Annotated in this window: 19 protein-coding genes; 9 read left to right on the forward strand and 10 right to left on the reverse strand. The window is 64.4% G+C overall.

Annotation, left to right across the window (positions count from 1 at the left end; translation table 11 throughout):
* Nucleotides 1-30: 30 nt before the first annotated feature.
* The 6 genes from BLT92_RS04255 to BLT92_RS04280 are packed head-to-tail and all read left to right on the forward strand — an operon-like array spanning nucleotide 31 to nucleotide 7,739.
* Nucleotides 31-1,740, forward strand: coding sequence for a TIGR04028 family ABC transporter substrate-binding protein (locus BLT92_RS04255; RefSeq protein WP_092103461.1), 1,710 nt, complete (start codon nucleotides 31-33; stop codon nucleotides 1,738-1,740).
* Nucleotides 1,737-2,792: an ABC transporter permease gene (locus tag BLT92_RS04260; protein WP_092103462.1), complete on the forward strand. Its 1,056-nt coding sequence runs from the start codon at nucleotides 1,737-1,739 to the stop codon at nucleotides 2,790-2,792. Before BLT92_RS04255 ends, BLT92_RS04260 begins: the two co-directional genes overlap by 4 nt.
* A complete protein-coding gene (locus tag BLT92_RS04265) occupies nucleotides 2,789-3,664 on the forward strand; it encodes an ABC transporter permease (protein WP_092103464.1) in 876 nt (291 codons plus the stop codon). Before BLT92_RS04260 ends, BLT92_RS04265 begins: the two co-directional genes overlap by 4 nt.
* Nucleotides 3,661-5,340 carry a dipeptide ABC transporter ATP-binding protein gene (locus tag BLT92_RS04270; RefSeq protein ID WP_092103466.1) on the forward strand — a complete coding sequence of 560 codons (1,680 nt, stop codon included), beginning with the start codon at nucleotides 3,661-3,663 and terminating at the stop codon, nucleotides 5,338-5,340. Before BLT92_RS04265 ends, BLT92_RS04270 begins: the two co-directional genes overlap by 4 nt.
* Before the next feature lie 10 nt (nucleotides 5,341-5,350).
* Entirely contained in the window at nucleotides 5,351-6,394 is a 1,044-nt protein-coding gene (locus BLT92_RS04275) for a putative FMN-dependent luciferase-like monooxygenase (RefSeq protein WP_092103467.1), read from the forward strand.
* 1 nt (nucleotide 6,395) lies between these two features.
* Complete coding sequence (locus BLT92_RS04280; protein WP_092103469.1) at nucleotides 6,396-7,739, forward strand: alkylhydroperoxidase domain protein; 1,344 nt, start codon at nucleotides 6,396-6,398, stop codon at nucleotides 7,737-7,739.
* 6 nt (nucleotides 7,740-7,745) lie between these two features.
* Here the strand turns inward: BLT92_RS04280 and BLT92_RS04285 are convergent, their stop codons facing one another.
* Together BLT92_RS04285 and BLT92_RS04290 are read right to left on the reverse strand one after the other, a co-directional pair.
* Nucleotides 7,746-8,366: a class I SAM-dependent methyltransferase gene (locus BLT92_RS04285; RefSeq protein ID WP_092103471.1), complete on the reverse strand. Its 621-nt coding sequence runs from the start codon at nucleotides 8,364-8,366 to the stop codon at nucleotides 7,746-7,748.
* The gene (locus BLT92_RS04290; RefSeq protein ID WP_172802549.1) at nucleotides 8,366-9,337 is read right to left on the reverse strand and encodes an NAD(P)/FAD-dependent oxidoreductase; all 972 of its coding nucleotides are present in this window, start codon (nucleotides 9,335-9,337) and stop codon (nucleotides 8,366-8,368) included. Before BLT92_RS04290 ends, BLT92_RS04285 begins: the two co-directional genes overlap by 1 nt.
* 114 nt (nucleotides 9,338-9,451) lie before the next feature.
* Between BLT92_RS04290 and BLT92_RS04295 the strand changes: the two genes are divergently transcribed.
* Entirely contained in the window at nucleotides 9,452-10,051 is a 600-nt protein-coding gene (locus BLT92_RS04295) for a helix-turn-helix domain-containing protein (RefSeq protein WP_092103472.1), read from the forward strand.
* 7 nt (nucleotides 10,052-10,058) lie between these two features.
* On the opposite strand, the gene BLT92_RS04300 is transcribed toward BLT92_RS04295, so the two are convergent.
* Entirely contained in the window at nucleotides 10,059-10,478 is a 420-nt protein-coding gene (locus BLT92_RS04300; RefSeq protein WP_009883215.1) for a DUF779 domain-containing protein, read from the reverse strand.
* The gene (exaC, locus tag BLT92_RS04305) at nucleotides 10,478-12,001 is read right to left on the reverse strand and encodes an acetaldehyde dehydrogenase ExaC (RefSeq protein WP_092103474.1); all 1,524 of its coding nucleotides are present in this window, start codon (nucleotides 11,999-12,001) and stop codon (nucleotides 10,478-10,480) included. Before exaC ends, BLT92_RS04300 begins: the two co-directional genes overlap by 1 nt.
* A 281-nt stretch (nucleotides 12,002-12,282) precedes the next feature.
* On the opposite strand from exaC, the gene BLT92_RS04310 reads away from it, so the two are divergent.
* The gene (locus BLT92_RS04310; RefSeq protein ID WP_157691316.1) at nucleotides 12,283-13,305 is read left to right on the forward strand and encodes a BUD32 family EKC/KEOPS complex subunit; all 1,023 of its coding nucleotides are present in this window, start codon (nucleotides 12,283-12,285) and stop codon (nucleotides 13,303-13,305) included.
* An 8-nt stretch (nucleotides 13,306-13,313) separates the two neighbouring features.
* On the opposite strand, the gene BLT92_RS04315 is transcribed toward BLT92_RS04310, so the two are convergent.
* The 5 genes from BLT92_RS04315 to BLT92_RS04335 all read right to left on the reverse strand — a co-directional run bounded on the left by BLT92_RS04315 (nucleotide 13,314) and on the right by BLT92_RS04335 (nucleotide 16,354).
* Entirely contained in the window at nucleotides 13,314-13,766 is a 453-nt protein-coding gene (locus BLT92_RS04315) for an SRPBCC family protein (protein ID WP_092103478.1), read from the reverse strand.
* A gap of 85 nt (nucleotides 13,767-13,851) precedes the next feature.
* On the reverse strand, nucleotides 13,852-14,526 hold the full coding sequence (locus BLT92_RS04320) for a M23 family metallopeptidase (protein ID WP_331712227.1): 675 nt from the start codon (nucleotides 14,524-14,526) through the stop codon (nucleotides 13,852-13,854).
* Nucleotides 14,472-15,032: a GNAT family N-acetyltransferase gene (locus BLT92_RS04325; RefSeq protein ID WP_092103479.1), complete on the reverse strand. Its 561-nt coding sequence runs from the start codon at nucleotides 15,030-15,032 to the stop codon at nucleotides 14,472-14,474. The genes BLT92_RS04320 and BLT92_RS04325 overlap by 55 nt, the downstream gene beginning before the upstream one ends.
* Nucleotides 15,029-15,787: an aquaporin Z gene (gene aqpZ / locus BLT92_RS04330; protein WP_092103481.1), complete on the reverse strand. Its 759-nt coding sequence runs from the start codon at nucleotides 15,785-15,787 to the stop codon at nucleotides 15,029-15,031. The genes BLT92_RS04325 and aqpZ overlap by 4 nt, the downstream gene beginning before the upstream one ends.
* Nucleotides 15,788-15,907: 120 nt before the next feature.
* Entirely contained in the window at nucleotides 15,908-16,354 is a 447-nt protein-coding gene (locus BLT92_RS04335; protein WP_231939017.1) for a GNAT family N-acetyltransferase, read from the reverse strand.
* A gap of 82 nt (nucleotides 16,355-16,436) precedes the next feature.
* On the opposite strand from BLT92_RS04335, the gene BLT92_RS04340 reads away from it, so the two are divergent.
* A complete protein-coding gene (locus BLT92_RS04340; RefSeq protein WP_092103484.1) occupies nucleotides 16,437-16,652 on the forward strand; it encodes a hypothetical protein in 216 nt (71 codons plus the stop codon).
* A 3-nt stretch (nucleotides 16,653-16,655) separates the two neighbouring features.
* On the opposite strand, the gene BLT92_RS04345 is transcribed toward BLT92_RS04340, so the two are convergent.
* A complete protein-coding gene (locus BLT92_RS04345; protein WP_092103486.1) occupies nucleotides 16,656-17,726 on the reverse strand; it encodes an AI-2E family transporter in 1,071 nt (356 codons plus the stop codon).
* Nucleotides 17,727-17,801 lie beyond the last annotated feature (75 nt).

Here is a 17,801-nt window from a genome sequence, read left to right on the forward strand (position 1 = left end):
CGGTTTCATCTGCACAAAGGACCACATTCCATGACGGACCTCCGTCCCTCCACCTCGGCGAGCCCCAGGCGTTCCTACGGCCGACGCAATTTCCTCAGCCTCGGGCTGGGACTGGGCACCATCATCACGCTCAGCGCGTGCACGCCCTCGGACACCGAGCCGCTGCCCGAGGGCGGCGACCCTGTGCAGGGCGGGGTGCTCACGTACTTCGAGCCCCAGACGTGGACGCTGCTCTACCCGCCCTCGGTCGGTTTCTATCCCAATGGCGGCATCATGAACAACATCTCCGCTCGTCTGCTGTGGCAGGACCCGGAGACCCTCGAACTCCACCCCTGGCTGGCCACGACGCTGCCCGAGATCAACGAGAACGCCACGCAGTACACGTTCACGATCCGCGACGGTGTCACCTACTCCGACGGCTCGCCGCTGACGGCGGAGAACGTGGCGGCGAACTTCGACCTCTTCGGACGAGGCGACGAGGCGCGCACACTTCCGGTCTCCGAGCAGATCTCGAACTATGAGAGCAGCGAGGTCCTCGACGAGAACCGAGTCCGCTTCCACTTCAGCGCCCCCTCCCCCGGCTTCGCCCAAGCGACGTCGACGATGAACGCGGGCCTGCTCGCCGACTCGACCCTGGGACTTGATGCCGAGGGGTTCGGCCCCGGCGGCGCCACCGGGATCCACACCTGCGGTCCCTTCCACATCACCGAGGAGACCATCGGAACGAAACTGTCGGTGCGTGTCCGCGAAGACTACGACTGGGCGCCACCGCACTTGGAGCACCAGGGCAGGGCCCACCTCGACGGCATCGACTATCTGGCCAACAACGAGTACTCGGTGCGCATCGGAGCCGTCCTCTCCGGGCAGGCCGACGGCGTCCGCGACGTCGAAGCCCCCGACGAGGCGCGGGTGAGCGAGCAGGGGCTGCGCCTCTACGCCAAGGCCACGAACGGCATCAACAACAGCATCAACTTCCGCTTCCGGCACGAACTGCTGGCCGACCTCAGGGTCAGGCAGGCCATCATCGCCGCGGTTGACCGGCAGGAGATCGTCGACAAGCTCTTCACCCCCAACTACCCGCTGGCCACCGGGCTGTTGGCCAAGGGCGCCATGGGCTATAAGGACCAGTCGGGGTCCTGGGTCCACGACCCCGAGGAGGCCAACCGACTCCTCGACGAGGCGGGCTGGTCCGAACGCAACGCCGCCGGGTTCCGCACCAAGGATGGCCAGATCCTGGAGCTGACCGTCAACATCGCCTTGCCGCAGCCCCGCTCGAACGAGGTGCAGACCCTCATCCAGCAGCAGCTGCGTCACGTCGGCGTGCGTCTGTCCATCAACCCCGGTGACCAGTCCAAGCAGACGCTTGATGCCCGCGATCTCGACACTGTCCAGATCTACCATTCGATGGTCGCCCGAGCCGACTTCGACAATCTGCGCTCGAACTATTCCTCGGTCAACCGCGACGTCTTCCTCAACGGCAAGGACCGCGACGACGCCGCCGATGAGAGCATCGACCCCGAGATCGACCGGCTGCTGGATGAACTCGCCTCGGAACCCGTCACCGCGAAGCGGCAGACGGCCGCCGAGAAGGTCCAGGACTACCTCGTCGCCAACGCCTATGTGCTGCCGTTCTTCGAGGAGCCGCAGGTCTTCTCCTTCCGCCGCCGCGTCCACGGGTTCGCGACTGAACCGGTGGGCCGCCCCGACTTCTACAGCACATGGTTGACAGGTGGACAATGATCCTCGACATCCGTTACCTCTTCCTTCGCCTCGGCCAGGCGGTTCTCGTTCTGCTCCTGGCCTTCACCGCGGCGTTCATCCTGCTCAGCCTCATCCCCGGCGACGGTGTCACCGCCAGGTTCGCTGACCCTGCACTGGGACTCTCCGCCGACCAGATCGCTGCGATCCGGAGCGAGACCGGGGCCGATGAGTCCTGGATCAGCCGTTACTTCATCAGCCTCGGCGGGTTCCTCACCGGTGACTTCGGCTTCTCCGTCCAGACCGGTGCTGCAGTGTCGACGATCATCGCCGCGGCGCTGCCCTCGACCGCGGTGCTCGCCCTCTCCGGATTCGTCTCCGCCCTGGTCCTGGCCGTTCTCATCGCGGTGCTGGCAACCTACGGACCTTATCGCTGGCTGCGCAAGCTCCTCGACTCGGTGCCCAGCCTCTTCATCTCGATTCCCGTCTTCTGGTTGGGGATCCTGCTCATCCAGTTCTTCTCCTTCCGGCTCGGGTTCGTCTCCGTCGTCTCCCCCGGCCCCGCCGAGGCGCTCGTCCTCCCGACCCTGACCGTGGCGGTGCCGCTCTCGGCCCCGATCGCGCAGGTCCTCATCCGCTCCATCACCGACGTCAGGGCCTCCGGGTTCGTCAAGGTCACCTCGGCGAAGGGCGCGAGTGAACTGTGGATCCTCGTCCACGCCGTCGCCCGCAATGCCGTCCTGCCGGGACTGACGATCATCGGCCTGGTCTTCGGTGAACTGGTCGCCGGTGCCGTGGTCACCGAGACCGTGTTCGGGCGCAACGGCATCGGCCAGATCACCGCCCAGGCCGTGACCCACCGCGACAACCCGATCCTCCTGACCGTCGTCGTCATCGCGACCCTGGCCTATGTGACCATCAACCTCATCGTCGACCTCCTTTACCCCGTCATCGACGTCCGCCTGCGAACTGCGCCCGGGGCCACCTCGGCGGGGAAGAAGCCTGCCGACGAACCCACCCGCCGGGCGCTGTCGACAACCGCCGCGAGCGTCGGGGTCGACCTCGCCTGGGACGAGAAGGACACTCACTCATGAGCCTCATCGACTCCTTCGCCCGCACCTCGGGCACCGGCGCACCGCGCCCGGCGGCGAAACGGCGCAGCCGCACCCGGGCGAGCATCGGGCCCGCCACCATCATCTCCGGGTTGGTCCTGCTCATCGCCGTTGCGTGGGCACTCTTCCCGGGGCTGTTCACCCACCATGATCCCAATGACGGCGGAACCACTCCCGCGCTGCTGGCCCCGAGCCTCGACCATTGGTTCGGCACCGACCAGACCGGGCGTGATGCCTTCACCCGCGTCGTCTACGGCGCATCTCAGTCCCTGCTGGCCGCGCTCGTGGCAGTGGGAGTCGGCCTTGTCGTGGGAACGGCGATCGGACTCATCGCCGGCACCCGCCGCGGCTGGGTCGACGATGTGCTCATGCGCTTGGTCGACGTGCTGCTCTCGATCCCCGCGATCCTGCTCAGCCTCTCGATCGTCGTCGTCCTGGGCTTCGGCACCATCAACGCGGCCATCGCCGTCGGCGTCACGGCCATCGCCCAGTTCGCACGCCTGTCGAGGTCAGAGGCGGTGCGCATCAACACCAGCGACTTCGTGGCGGCCGCCTACGGATCCGGCGGAACCTTCTTCTCCGTCCTCTTCCGCCACATCCTGCCCAACTCGACCTCCCCGGTTCTGTCCCTGGCCGTCCTCCAGATCGGGTCCGCGATCCTTCAGATCTCGACGCTGGGCTTCCTGGGCTACGGCACTCCCCCGCCGACACCGGAATGGGGTCTCATCATCGCCGAGGGCCGCAACTTCGTGGCCACCGCCTGGTGGCTGACCGTGTTGCCCGGCTTCGTCGTCATGGCCATCGTCCTGGCCACCCACCAGATCGGCAACACCCTGCGAAAGGCGACATCATGACCGAGTCCGCACCACTGCTGTCCGTCGAAGATCTCAGTGTCGCCTACTCCCAGTCCTCGGCCCCAGCCGTCGACGGCGTCTCGTTCGCCGTTGCTGCCGGGTCGATGACCGCGGTCGTCGGCGAATCCGGGTCCGGGAAGTCGACGACCGCGAACGCGGTCATCGGTCTGCTCCCGGAATCCGCGCAGATCACTGGTGGGCACATCCGATTAGGCGAGGTCGATCTCGGTGCGCTGGGCGCCAGCACCTGGCGGGGAGTCCGCGGCAGTCAGATCGGCTATGTTCCCCAGGACCCCGGCAGTTCCCTCAACCCCCTGCAGACCATCGGGAAATCCGTCGCCGAGGCGCTGCGGATCCACAAGCGTGCCGACCGGAAGTCCGCCCGCGCCCAGGTCATCGACCTGCTGGCCAAGGTCGGCATCGATCGTCCGCAGATGCGTGCCGATCAGTTCCCGCACGAGCTCTCCGGAGGCATGCGTCAGCGGGTGCTCATCGCTTCGGCCATCGCACTGCGTCCGCGTCTGCTCATCGCCGATGAGCCGACCTCGGCGCTTGATGTGACCGTGCAGAAGCAGGTCCTCGATCTCCTCGATGGGCTGCGGGCCGAGACCGGGATGGGCGTCCTCTTCATCACTCACGATCTGGCTGTCGCCGGTGAACGCGCCGATGATGTCGTCGTTATGCAGTCTGGGAAGGTCGTCGAGGCCGGTCCGGCAGCTCGGATCTTCTCCCGCCCTGCGACCGACTACACCGCCCGACTGCTCGCCGATGCTCCGGCGTTGAAGACGAAGGCGCGCCACACCGCGACCGCCGAGGACTCGCAGGCAGACTCATCCTCAGCAGCCTTCGTCTCCGTCGAGGGACTGACTCAGGTCTATGCCCGCAACGAGGATCAGGTCATCGGCGTCGACGATGTCTCGCTGAGCGTTCAACGCGGGACCACACACGGCATCGTGGGCGAATCCGGGTCCGGCAAGACCACAACCGGCAAGGCCCTGGCAGGGTTCCTCACCCCGCAGTCCGGGCGCATTCGCATCGGCGATTTCGACACCGCCGATTCCGTGAAGGGCAATGCCGCGCGCGTCCGCCGTCGGGACTTCCGACGCAGAGTCCAACTGGTGCACCAGAACCCGTATTCGGCATTGGACCCGAAGCACTCGATTCGGCAGATCCTGACCGAACCCCTGCGCAATTTCCGCATCGGGACCAGGGCTTCGCGTGCCGGACTCGTCGCCGAGGCTCTTGACCGGGTGTCGCTGCCGACAGAGTTCCTCGACCGGCGGCCGCAGGAGCTCTCCGGCGGTCAGCTGCAGCGAGTGGCGATCGCCCGGGCGCTCATCGCCGGTCCGGAACTCGTCGTCTTCGATGAAGCGGTCTCCGCCCTCGACGTCACCGTGCAGGCCCAGATTCTGGACCTCCTCGATGAGCTCCAAGTGGAGCTTGGTCTGACATATGTCTTCATCTCCCACGATCTTGCTGTCGTGCGTCAGATCGCTGATACGGTGTCGGTGATGTCGCAGGGACGCCTGATGGAGAACGGACCGACGGAGGACCTCTTCGCTCGCCCGCAGACACACTACACACGCACCCTCCTCGACGCGATCCCCCGCCCCGTGATGCTCCACGGCGGCGAGGACGCGAAGAATCCGACACCGCTCGCAGCCGCAGAAAGATGAGACCACCACGATGACGAACAGCTCCCCCGGACCCCGGCTCGGATTCTTCACACGCCTGCTCGAGGACGCTCCGGCCGACCAGCGCTACCGGTTCGCGCGCGAACAGATCCAGGCGGCCGAGACCCACGGCTTCGATTCGGCCTGGGTCGCCCAGCACCACTTCTCCGCGGCCGAGGGTGGTCTTCCCTCCCCGCTCGTGTTCCTCGCCCATGCGGCGGCGCAGACGTCTCGGATTCGACTGGGCACAGCGATCATCACCCTGCCGATGGAGAACGGTGTGCGTGTGGCCGAAGACGTCGCAGTCACCGATGTGCTCTCCGGCGGACGCCTTGAGATCGGACTCGGTTCGGGCGGAAACCCCAAGTCGTTCCCGGCCTTCGGCACCAGTTTCGATGTCCGCCGCGAAGTCTTCGCCGACAACCTCGCCGCGCTGAAGACTCTGCTGGCAGGGAGATCATTGGACACCGGACACACCCTCTACCCGCAGGCCTCCTGCCTGTCTGACGGTCGCGGACTCTCCGAACGACTCTGGCAGGCCACCTTCTCCTCCGGCGGTGCCGGAGCGGCCGGTGCCGCGGGTGATGGCCTCATGCTCTCTCGCACGCAGCCCCGTGCACAGGACAACCCAGGGGCACCCCTCGACGAGGTGCAGCTGCCGGTCATCGACACCTATCTGTCGAACCTGCCGGCGGGGATCGAGCCCCGCATCCTCGCCTCCCGCACGGCCGTCGTCGCCGAGGCCAAGGATCTGCCGGCGCTGCGTGCGCTGACGGAACCGGCGCTGCGGTCCGAGGCAGACCGCCTCGTCGGCTACGACACCTCGGGCCTGAGCCTTGATGAGCTGCTCGTCGCCACGGATACGTTCCTGGGCACCTCCGAGCAGATCGTCGAACGCCTCTCGACAGACCGTGTCCTCTCACGGGCCACCGACGTCAGCTTCCAGGTGCACTCGGTGCCCGCGACGAATGAGACCACCCTGCGGTCCATCGAGTTGTTGGCCACCGAGGTGGCACCGGCTCTGGGACTGACATTGACGACAGAACAGGCGGCCTGACATGACCGACATCATCAACACCCTGGCGGGAATCGCCGCGCAGGACCCGCTCGATGCTCTCCGCGATCACCGTGCACAGGCCAAGGAGAATGCGCAGCTCAGCTTCGAAGCTCTCTTGGAACCTGCCGAGGCCGAGGAGTTCTCCCAGCGAGATCGCTACGCCGTCGCCGCCTTCACCGCCGGGCTGCTGGGATCTCCTGCCGCCGAGGAGTTCTACCGCGACCTCCTTCGCGACGAGGACGAGGTCGCGTCCTGGGCAATCGCCGAACTCCTCGACGAGGCTCTGCCCGAACTCGACTCCCGGGCATCCGGGCACGGTCCCTATGGAATCTTCGAATCCGCTGCACTCGCTGACGAGAACGTCATCGGACCATGGTTGTCAGTGGAGAAGAAGTCCATCGAAGTCCTCGGTCCGCAGCTGGCCGCCGGGCTCGAGTTCGCTCATCTTCTGGTCCTGCATCCGCGAGATTCTCGACCCGAACATATGGCACTGCTGCTCGATGCCGGATGGGACGAGGATTCGATCGTCACGCTCGCGCAGCTTGTCTCGTTCCTCAACTTCCAGATCCGCATCAGCACCGGGCTGACGGCACTGGTCCACGCACCGGCCGCGGCCCTGGCCCCCGTCGCAGACGAGCCACCGGAAGCGGTCGACGATGACGGCGAGGCCACCTCGGCGAGGGAATCCGCTGCCTCTTCGAAAGGCAGCGAAGCTCTGTCCCGGGTGGGCGATCGTGTCAGCTCCTACTCCGATCTCAAACGGCCCTCATTGTTCCAGCAGTCCGGATTGGGGTGGGTGCCCTGGATCGCACCCGTCGCCGAGGCGGAGCTGACCGATGTCCAGCGCGAGGCTCTGATCGAGGCGGGGCGGGCGAAGAACCCCTACTTCCGTCTGTTGGCCAGAGATCCTGCGGCTCTGCGGGCCCGGACGCTGACCGATCTCGACATCTTCTTCAACACCACCGACGGACTCGGCCGGGCCGAACGCGAGCTTGCCGCGACCGTGGCCTCACGTCTCAACGGGTGCCTGTTCTGCGCCTCGATCCACTCGGACCGGGCCACTGAGGAATCCGGGCGCCGCGACCTGGTGCAGTCGCTGCTCGACTCTGGCATTCACACACCGCCGAACCTCGGCGACGCGGTCTGGGATGCTGTCGTCGACGCCTCCGCGGCGCTCACGCTCACGCCCCAGGCGTTCGGCCCGGCGCATGTGACTGCACTGCGCGAGGCCGGTCTCGAAGACGCGGACATCGTCGACGTCCTCAACTGCGCGGCCTTCTTCAACTGGGCCAATCGGCTCATGCTCTCCCTGGGAGAACCGGAGGTGCTGGCACCCGGAAAGTGACCAGGCTCAGCGATCGCGCCGTGCCCTGACCATGACGTCGTCGATGGTGATTGTGCGGCCTCCAGGTCCGACCATCGTCCGCTGGGACTCTTCGGCGGTGACGAGGGTCCAGACCGCTGGACCGAGACGGTCCGTGATGGAGTCGGCGGTGGCTGAGGCTTCTGCAGGTGGGTGAGATTCGCCATGGCCGTGGTGGTGGAGGTGGCCGACGATGAGCAGGGTTCCGCCGGGTGCCACCCAGGCGGCGATGCGGGCGTAGAAGTCCAGCTGCCCCATCGCAGGATGCGCATAGTGGGTGGTGACCAGGTCAAACTGCGTCTCCGGTTCCCATACGGACAGGTCAGCCTGGACCCATGCGATTCGTCCGGCCTTCCCGGCAGCGGCCGCACGATCCTCGGCATAGTTCAGCGCAGTGTCGGCGACGTCAGCGCCGGTGACGTCCCACCCCTTGTCCGCCAGCCAGATGGCTTCTGCTCCGGCACCGCAGCCGGCATCGAGGGCAGTCCCGGGTTCGAGCTCACCGATCTCGTGGACCAGGTGGGGGTTCGGATCGCCTGAGCTCATCATGGGGGCTCGTTCGCCGTCCCAGGTCTCGTCCCAGTAGTTCTTATCGAATGAGTGAGTCATCAGCTTGCCTTCCCGGCCTGCTCGTCGTTCAATTCTGCCGCTGCACGATCGAGGTCTTTGAAGATGAGATCGGTGTTGATGTGCTGGGCGGCGAGCGCTCCGGCTGCCGCCGCACCGCTGACCTGTGCTCCGATGTCTGTGGCGTTGCCTGCGACCCAGACACCCGGGACCGAGGTCAGTCCGAAGGATTCGGTTTCGATGAAAGCTCCTGCTGGATGTGCCGTGGGTTCGAGACCGATGCCTGCGAACAGTTCGGTCCGCGCGACCATCGGCGTTGCCACGACCGCGGCGTCCACAGCGACGACCCGCCCATCGTCCAGACGTACACCGGTGAGTGTGTCGTCGATGATCTCGAGGCTGGCGATCCCGCCTTCGATCACTGGGATGTCGAGTGCCTGCAGCTTGATCTGCTCGTCCTCGCTGAGCTCGTGGTCTCCGGCGAAGAGCATCACCTGGTCACTCCACTGGCGGAACAGGAATGCCTTGTGGACGGCCATCGGGGTGGTGACGAGGACTCCGATGCGGCCATCCCGAACTTCCCACCCATGGCAGTACGGGCAATGGAGCACGCCATGGCCCCACTGTTCGCGGACACCCGGGATCTCGGGCAGCTCATCGACCAAACCGGTGGCCATGAGCAGGCGCCTGCCTTCGACCGCATTCCCACTGCGCAAGCTGAGCGTGAATCCGTCCTCGGCGCCGCTGACGGCGACGACTTCATCGTCGATGAGCTCCCCTCCGTAGCCGAGCACCTCTTCTCGTCCTCGCGTCAGCAGCTCCTGAGGACTGATGCCTTCGTGGCCCAACAGCCCGTGCACTCCGTCCGCGGGTGCGTTGCGCGGTTGGCCCGCGTCGATCACGGTCACGCTCCGGCGTGCGCGGGCCAGGGTCAGGCCCGCACTGAGGCCGGCCGCTCCCGCTCCTACTATCACGACGTCTCTGATTGCGCTCTTCTTCTCTGCCACGCTCATGCCTCTCGTCCTCCCAAGAAATCAGGAACTGCCTCTGCAACGTTCCAATACTTCGATGGTGACAAGCACGACGCGCCATTGCAAATGAGTTTGCCGAATGGCAAAATAGTGAGCATGGATGAACTCATGGACCGCACCCTCGATGCTGTCGGACCGCGCCTGAAGCAGCTGCGACAGCGCCGCGACATCACTCTCACCGATCTTTCCGAAGAGACCGGCATCTCGATCAGCACACTGTCCCGACTCGAAGCCGGTCACCGCCGCCCCAGCCTCGAGCAGCTTCTGCCCTTGGCACGCGCATTCGGAGCCACTCTCGACGAACTCGTCGACGCGCCCCCGACCGGGGATCCGCGCATCAATCTGCGGCCCCTGCCCACTCGCGACGGCCGGACGATCCTGCCGCTGACCCGTCGGGCAGGGGGCATCCAGGCCTATAAATTCGTGCTGCCGACAGGCTCGGATGAGGCCACGCCAGAGCTGCGCAGCCACGAGGGCTACGACTGGGTCTTCGTCCTCAACGGCAACCTTCGCCTCGTCCTCGGCGAGCACGATCTCATCATGGAACCCGGCGAGGCAGCCGAGTTCGACACCCGCACCCCGCACTGGTTCGGCGCCACCAGTGCAGGGCCCGTCGAGTTCCTCAGCCTCGTCGGCAAGCAGGGCGAGAGAGCCCACGTCCGTGCGGCACCGAAGCGCCACCTCGGCGAGGGTTAGCGGTATCTCAGCCGACGTCCATGAGGGTGGACCGGATGATGAAGCGGTTGCCTGTCGGGGACTCGACGCTGAAGCCGCTGCCACGTCCAGGAACCACATCGATCGTGAGATGGGTGTGCTTCCAGTACTCGAACTGCTCGACCGACATCCAGAAGTCGAGGCCCGCCTTCTCTGCGTCATCGACGGGCAGTTCGAAGTGGCCGAGGAGAACGTCGGCCTCCGAGGTCAGGAAGTCGCCTTCGGGGAAGCACATCGGCGAGGACCCGTCGCAGCAGCCACCCGACTGGTGGAACATCAGTTGGCCGTGCTTGGCGACCAGATCGCCGAGGAGGTCGACAGCGGCCTGTGTCATGGCCACCCTCGACTTCTCCTCCCCGTCGATGGTCGGCGCTGATTCCAGCGCCGCGGTCTGTGTAGATTCACTCATCAGAAAAATCCTTTCGCGTTCTCCGAGTAGCTGACCAGCAGGTTCTTCGTCTGCTGGTAGTGGTCGAGCATCATCAGGTGGTTCTCTCGGCCGATTCCCGATGACTTGTATCCGCCGAAGGCAGCGTGTGCCGGATAGGCGTGGTAATTGTTGACCCAGACGCGACCGGCCTGGATGTCTCGGCCTGCCCGGTAGGCGGTGTTGCCGGTCCGGGCCCAGACGCCGGCGCCGAGTCCGTAGAGCGTGTCATTGGCCGTGGTGATGGCGTCGTCGTAGTCCTTGAACGAGGTCAGGGCGACGACGGGGCCGAAGATCTCCTCCTGGAAGATCCGCATATTGTTCGAGCCCTTGAAGATGGTGGGCTGGACGTAGAAGCCTCCGGAGAGGTCGCCCTCGAGTTCGGCCTTGTCACCGCCGATGAGCACCTCGGCGCCTTCGTCCTTGCCGATCTTCAGGTAGGACATGATCTTCTCGTACTGATCGTTCGAGGCCTGCGCGCCGACCTGGGTGTCGGTGTCGAGCGGGTTGCCCTGCTTGATCGAGCGGACACGTTCGACTCCGGCAGCGACGAAGTCATCGAAGATCGACTCCTGGACGAGTGCACGCGATGGGCAGGTGCAGACCTCGCCCTGATTGAGAGCGAACATTGCGAAGCCCTCGAGTGCCTTGTCGCGGTAGCTGTCATCAGCGGCGAGCACGTCTTCGAAGAAGATGTTCGGCGACTTGCCGCCGAGTTCCAGAGTCACCGGGATGATGTTCTGCGAGGCGTACTGCATGATGAGTCGGCCGGTCGTCGTCTCGCCGGTGAAGGCGATCTTCTTGATCCGCTTGTTCGAGGCCAGGGGCTTGCCCGCTTCGACTCCGAAGCCGTTGACGATGTTGAGCACACCGGCTGGCAGCAGATCGCCGACGAGTTCGGCGAGGATGAGGATCGATGCCGGGGTCTGCTCGGCGGGTTTGAGGACGACGCAGTTGCCTGCCGCCAGTGCCGGTGCCAGCTTCCACGTGGCCATGAGAATGGGGAAGTTCCACGGAATGATCTGTCCGACGACGCCGAGCGGTTCGTGGAAGTGATAGGCGACGGTATCGTCGTCGATCTGGGACAGGCCGCCTTCTTGGGCCCGGATCGCTGCGCCGAAATAGCGGAAGTGGTCGATGGCCAGTGGGATGTCGGCGGCCAGTGGTTCGCGGATGCCCTTGCCGTTGTCCCAGGTCTCTGCGACCGCGAGCATCTCAAGATTGGCCTCCATGCGATCAGCGATCTTGAGGAGGATGTTCGAACGCTCGGTCACCGAGGTCTTCCCCCAGGCGGGTGCTGCTGCCCAAGCCGCATCGAGGGCGGTTTCGATGTCCTCGGCGGTGGAGCTGGGGATCTCTGTGAATGCCTGTCCGGTGACGGGAGTGATGTTGTCGAAGTAGTCGCCGTTCTTCGGCGGCACCCACTCGCCTCCGATGTAGTTCTCGTAGCGCGACTTGAACGTGACGAGCGAACCTTCGGTACCGGGTGCTGAGTAGACTGCCATGACACTCCTTCGCGTGAGTCCATCCGCTCGCATCGCACGCATAGTTTCGCGTGCAGTGCATGGTCGTGGTCGACTGCGCGGAGCGGATGTGTCCGTGTCCTCTCACCTTAGGGTGGAGAGAGTCTGCGAACAATAGCCTGCACGATTTCGAGGTGAAGTTGAGAGAATGACTCCATGCATGTCCGACCGTTCTCTCCTGCTGATTGCGAATCGCTCTCTGCTCTCTTCACAAGAGCAGGCGAGAGATCACCCGGAAACATAATCTGCCTCAGCGTAATGTCATGACTGCGCGCGTGGAAAGTGCCCGTAGAATCTCTGCCGAGATCCACAGACTCGATGATTCACAGGTATGTGCGCTCGTCGACGCCGCCGAGAAAGTAGGGGTCGGCATCGGTGGAACCACGAGAACTGCTGAGATCGATGGAACTCCTGTCTTCATCAAGCAGCTTCCACTCACACACAGCGAAGCGTCGGATCCGACCGCCACCCGCAATCACGCTGGACTGCCGTTCGTCAGCCACTATGGGATCGGGAGCCCGGCGCATGGTGTCGGGCGCGAGCTGGCAGCACACACGCTCACCTCCGATTGGGTCCGCTCCGGGGAGGCAGACTTCTTTCCGCTTCTGCTCGGGTGGAGAGTCGTCGATCTTCCGTGCGAATCCGACCTCAGCGAATTCGACGGAGACGGACCGAAACACCGATGGGGCACCTCGTGGCCGCACGTTGAGACGAAGCTCGCCGAGATGTCGTCCGCGCCCACAAGTGTGGTGCTCTTCCTTGAACATGTGCCTGTGACCTTGGGGTCGTGGGTGCGCCGAAGCGTGGCCGAAGGCAGCGGATCGACAGTGTTTGCTGAGGCCGTGGGCCAGATCATCGATGCCACGGCGTGGATGGAGAAGCAGGGATTCCACCACTTCGACGTTCATCCGGGAAACATCCTCGTCCATGACGGCAGACCGATCTTCACGGATTTCGGACTCTCGCTCCACCGCGATTTCGAGCTCACCGCGGACGAAGAGTCATCGCTGTCCACTCATCAGGGCTTCGACCGCGACACCGGCCTCATGCACCTGTTCCACTGGACGCTGTTCGAACTCGGATACACCTCCAGGTCCAGACGTTTGGAGCTGCTGCGTGCCGCAGCAGCTGATCCGGCAGCCTCAGCGCTGAATCCGGTTCGCGCAGCTCTCGGTAAAAAGGGTGCCGACCTGATCGCTGAGCATGCGAGCGTCGCTGTCCGCATGACGGAGATGTTCGCCGTTCTCATGCGGGATGCGTTCGGCGCCAAGTACGACAGACGATAGCGCTGGTTCTAGTCGGTTCTGAGTATATTTCGCCGGAGGAGTTCGAGGCTGAAGTCCCACCCGTCGGCGAAGAAGTCGCGCGCTTCGCCTCGGCGTTCGATTGGAATGTCGTCAAAGCGATGCACGATGACCACCTTCGTATCCTCCCCGTGTGGTTGCAGGGTGATCTCGACTCTGTCGGATCGGCCGAAGCGCCCATTCGTCCGCCGAAGGATCGCGATGCAGCACCGCTCGTCGAAGACGGTGATCTCACCAGTGAGCACGTACTCGTGGGAGTCGTCTCTGTAGTGCTCCTCGTAGGGGCTGCCGACTCGTGGTTCGAAGTCGATCTGCACTGTCGGCGGCGGACACCACCATCTGCTCAATCGAATCGGGTCTGCCACGTGCGGCCAGACCTGGGCAGCCGGCGCTTTGATCACCAGCGATCTGTCGAAGCCCCAATCCGGATTCTTGTCGGCCATGGGCACATTCTTCAGTGCCCGGCATCAAGCCACAAGGATGATTCCGATCAGCCGGTCGTACTAGGCGAGTTCTCATTCGAGCGCACTACCGCGAGACAACCGAACCATTCGACGGCAATGCGCCTCTGAACGCAATGCGCGTAGCCACAGCGTGCTCAATGTCGACGCGGTCGATCGCTTGGACATGCAGGTGCGGTTCCGTGCTGTTGCCGGAGTTTCCGCACCGGCCGATCTCTTCGCCGATCTCAATGTGCTGTCCCGCCCGAACTCGTGTGCTGAGATGCTGGAGATGGCAGAGCGAGACTATACCGCCGTCGCACCGGATCATGACGTGATTGCCGGCGAGCGCACGCCAGCCCTCGCCGACACGCCGGGCCTGTGTCAGGGAGTATCCGATCGACGGGACACCGCGGTACGAGAAATGATCACGCTCAGTGTCATGAGAAGCCACGACAGTTCCTGCGACCGGAGAGAGCACCGGGCGGCCGAAGCCGACAAAGCTCTCCGGAGGTTCCGGACGGAGGAGGGAGCCGAAGGTGAAGGGCGCCGATCTCCCAGAGCCATCGACCGGCACGAAGTCGATTGCGTATGAGGTCGCGAAGAGTGTCGTGCCGTGGCTCGGCACCCGGTCGGCGGGACTGTTTTGAACCAGCCATCGGCCGGTGAAGGGGTAGTCCATATCGAGCAAGTCGGCCATGGGGTTCATCACCTCCTGGAGTGGCCCCGTCGTACCGAGGAATACAGGATCATGTCGCGACATTCGCCGCCGACCAGCTGATGGCTGACCAGGAGTTCCTCGCGAACATAGCCTGCGCGTTCGGCGGTGCGAATCGATGCGATGTTCCACGGTTCGATGAATAGGGCGATCCGCTGTACTCCCGGTACAGTCCACCCGAACTCGGTCAGGGCCGCGAGTGCCTCGGCCGCATAGCCGCGCCCACGCTCGGACGGTGCAACGGCATATCCGGCGCTCGCCTGCCCCTCGTCGAGATCCTTCAGCCAGAGACCGCAGTGACCGATCGCGAACTCTTCGGTTCGCCGCGCAATCGTGAACGAGAAGCCGGTTCCCTCTGCATGACGACCCTGCTGGCGTTCGACCCAGTCGCTGGCCTCCTGCATGGTGGCGTTTCCTGGCAGTGAACTCGTCTGCGGCACATAGGGATCGGTCGACAGCTGCTGAGCCATTGCGGCGTCCCGCGCCTCCACTGCTCGCAGCAGAACCTGCCCACAAGCCGGTGGCTCCGCGGGCCAGGGTGGCAGTGTCATCCGCCCTCGGTGATGGGAACTTCGACAGCCTTCGGGAACAGAAGGTTATAGGTGAGTCCGGCGACGGCGGCACCGGCGAGCGGTGCGAGGAAGAACACCCACACCTGACCGAGCGCGTCTCCACCGGCGAATACCGCGACACCGAAGGAACGCGCCGGATTGACCGAAGTGTTCGACACCGGAATGGCGACGAGGTGGATGAGTGTGAGTGAGAGGCCGATCGCCAGAGGTGCCATTCCGACCGGGGACCTGTCGTCGGTCGTCCCGAGGATGACGTAGAGGAAGATGGCGGTGAGGACGAACTCGGCGATGAGCACGCTGACCATGGAGAATCCGTTCGGGGAGAATTCTCCATAGCCGTTCGTCGCCAGACCGTCCTTCGCAAGCGAATAGTCGGGATTGCCCGAGGCGATGAGGAGCACGACTCCACCGGCGACGATGCCGGCGACCAGCTGTGTGATCCAGTAGGGAACGGCGTCCTTGACCGGTGTCCTGCCCGCAAGTACACAGCCCAGCGTCACCGCGGGATTGAAGTGTCCACCGGAGATATGTCCGACGGCGTAGGCCATGACGACGACGGTGAGACCGAAGGCCAGCGCGACGCCGAGGAATCCGATGCCCATGTTGATGCCGTCGTCACCGACGACCTTTGCTGCGAATACGGCCGCGCCGCAGCCGCCGAAGACGAGGACGAAGGTACCGAGGAATTCGGCGAAGATCTTCGAGACCAGGGAGGGTTTCTGCAGGAGCACCATGATGATTCATCCCATCTGTGATGTGTGACACATATCATGCCGTTTCCTATACTGCAGTCACGTCTCAGCAGATGAACCCATGTCGCTCTGTCGTCTCCTCTGACCGGGAACGACGCGGGCTCATACCAACGGCATGACCATGATCAGGCAGGGCGTCTGCTCATCCCACAGGTCGATCTCCTCGAGCGGGAAGAATCCCACCTTCTGGTAGAAGTGTCGTGTTCGGTCGTAGTTGGGATCGGGGTTCGAAGCCCCCAACGTCTTCACCTGCAGCAGCGTGGCGCCCCGTCTGCGCACATCGACTGCAATCGCTCGCATCATTGCTGTGCCGGCCCCTGTCCCATGTTCCGATCGGTCGACAACCGTGAAATGGACTTCGGCAGAGTGATCGAAATGCCACGACACCAGGGTGACCCCGACGACCTCGCCAGCCTCGTTTCGCACCGTCCAGGTCTCCATGGTTCGTGCATCATCGACGTACTCGGCGTTGGATTCCGGCCTGCCGAACCACTCCGGAACAGTCAGCAGAAGACGATCCACATCGTCGGGCACCTGATCATCTCTCACTGCACTCCATCGTGTCTGTGCCATACCCTCAACCCTAGCGCCCACCTCGGCGAGCGGACCGGCACTTGGTACGCTGACGAACATGAGCGATGTCGACAGCCCGGTTCTCCGCCTGATTCCCTATCTCGCGGCATTCACGGTCGCGGTGTTCCTCGGCCTGCCCGCGATGGGCAACGGAGATCTGCTGGCGGCCGTCGTCGTCGCCGCCGTCGCCTACTTCGTGACCTACTACCTGGTCAGGTACATCATCGGACTCATCGTCCGCAACCGCCGCAACAGCACCGACGACCAGGACTAGCAGCTACCTCTCGTCCTGCGCAGGCACGACGACTTTGCGGATGATGATCATTCCCGAGGCGGCCACGGGCACAGCGACCACGGCCCCGAGGACTCCGCCCAGGGTGCCGCCGGCGATGGCCGCGATGATGACGAGCGCACCGGGCACATTGACCGCGGTCTTCATGATGCGGGGGCTGAGCAGGTACGCCTCCACCTGCATGTACACGAGGTAGTAGATGCCGACGGCGATCCCCAGCCCCGGAGAGACCATGAGGCAGGATCCGGTGATGATGATCGCACCGGTGATCGGGCCGACGAGTGGGATGAGTGAGGCGAGGAACGCGATGAACGCCAACAGCGCCGGCAGCGGGGCACCGATGATGGTGAGGAAGATCGCCGAGCACACGCCGTTGACGATGCCCAAGGACACCTGACCCAGAACGTAGCGTCCGATGGATCGGGTGACTTCCTCGGTGACGGATTCGACGGTCGGTCGGGAGCTCGCAGCGACGAGGGAGAGCATGGCCGACTTGATCGTCGGCATCGTCACGGCGAAGTAGATGGTGAGGATGACGACGATGACGACGCCGGCGAGGAAGCTGATAATGCCGGCTCCGATGGACACGACCCCGCCGCCCAGCGACACCACGTTCTTCGGGTCGGATGCCCACTCGCCGAGGTTGGCGAAGATCTTGTCGAGATCGACCGCTCCGGTGAATCTCTGTTCGAGGTCGGCGACCCACCCTGTGGCCGCCAGGCTCGCGACGATGTCCGGAAGATCACCGATGAACTGCTGGATCTGGCTGATGACGGCAGGGGCGATGAGCAGCACAGCACCCGCGACGATGGCGAGGAAGGCCAGAACGACGAGGACGACCGACAGGGACCGGGGCAGCCTGCGCTCGACCAGCCACAGCACGATCGGTTCGAGTCCGAGCGCGAGGAACAGGGCCAGACCGATGTAGATGATGACGGTCGCCACGGACTGCAGGGCCGTGATCAGCCCGAATGCGAGTCCCACACCGAGCGTTCCGGTGAAGCCGACCCGGAATGCGCTGTTGAGAGTCAGCGATTTTCCCTGCCCTTTGCCCATGGTGACAAGTGTAACCAGCGACCATGCGCTTCAGCGTGTTCACGCGTTAGGATCGAGGGCGAGACCTGGCACAAT

The organism is Brevibacterium picturae (genome assembly GCF_900105045.1).
GTDB classification, from domain to species: Bacteria; Actinomycetota; Actinomycetes; order Actinomycetales; family Brevibacteriaceae; genus Brevibacterium; species Brevibacterium picturae.

Coding starts and splice junctions, on each gene's coding strand:
- BLT92_RS04275 (WP_092103467.1), top strand. CDS start 5,351: ATGACGAACAGCTCCCCCGGACCCCGGCTCGGATTCTTCACACGCCTG.
- BLT92_RS04280 (WP_092103469.1), top strand. CDS start 6,396: ATGACCGACATCATCAACACCCTGGCGGGAATCGCCGCGCAGGACCCG.
- exaC (WP_092103474.1), bottom strand. CDS start 12,001: ATGGCAGTCTACTCAGCACCCGGTACCGAAGGTTCGCTCGTCACGTTC.
- BLT92_RS04270 (WP_092103466.1), top strand. CDS start 3,661: ATGACCGAGTCCGCACCACTGCTGTCCGTCGAAGATCTCAGTGTCGCC.
- BLT92_RS04300 (WP_009883215.1), bottom strand. CDS start 10,478: ATGAGTGAATCTACACAGACCGCGGCGCTGGAATCAGCGCCGACCATC.
- BLT92_RS04340 (WP_092103484.1), top strand. CDS start 16,437: ATGAGCGATGTCGACAGCCCGGTTCTCCGCCTGATTCCCTATCTCGCG.
- BLT92_RS04265 (WP_092103464.1), top strand. CDS start 2,789: ATGAGCCTCATCGACTCCTTCGCCCGCACCTCGGGCACCGGCGCACCG.
- BLT92_RS04325 (WP_092103479.1), bottom strand. CDS start 15,032: ATGACACTGCCACCCTGGCCCGCGGAGCCACCGGCTTGTGGGCAGGTT.
- BLT92_RS04345 (WP_092103486.1), bottom strand. CDS start 17,726: ATGGGCAAAGGGCAGGGAAAATCGCTGACTCTCAACAGCGCATTCCGG.
- BLT92_RS04255 (WP_092103461.1), top strand. CDS start 31: ATGACGGACCTCCGTCCCTCCACCTCGGCGAGCCCCAGGCGTTCCTAC.
- BLT92_RS04320 (WP_331712227.1), bottom strand. CDS start 14,526: ATGTCGCGACATGATCCTGTATTCCTCGGTACGACGGGGCCACTCCAG.
- BLT92_RS04290 (WP_172802549.1), bottom strand. CDS start 9,337: ATGAGCGTGGCAGAGAAGAAGAGCGCAATCAGAGACGTCGTGATAGTA.
- BLT92_RS04310 (WP_157691316.1), top strand. CDS start 12,283: ATGACTGCGCGCGTGGAAAGTGCCCGTAGAATCTCTGCCGAGATCCAC.
- BLT92_RS04285 (WP_092103471.1), bottom strand. CDS start 8,366: ATGACTCACTCATTCGATAAGAACTACTGGGACGAGACCTGGGACGGC.
- BLT92_RS04295 (WP_092103472.1), top strand. CDS start 9,452: ATGGATGAACTCATGGACCGCACCCTCGATGCTGTCGGACCGCGCCTG.
- aqpZ (WP_092103481.1), bottom strand. CDS start 15,787: ATGGTGCTCCTGCAGAAACCCTCCCTGGTCTCGAAGATCTTCGCCGAA.
- BLT92_RS04260 (WP_092103462.1), top strand. CDS start 1,737: ATGATCCTCGACATCCGTTACCTCTTCCTTCGCCTCGGCCAGGCGGTT.
- BLT92_RS04315 (WP_092103478.1), bottom strand. CDS start 13,766: ATGGCCGACAAGAATCCGGATTGGGGCTTCGACAGATCGCTGGTGATC.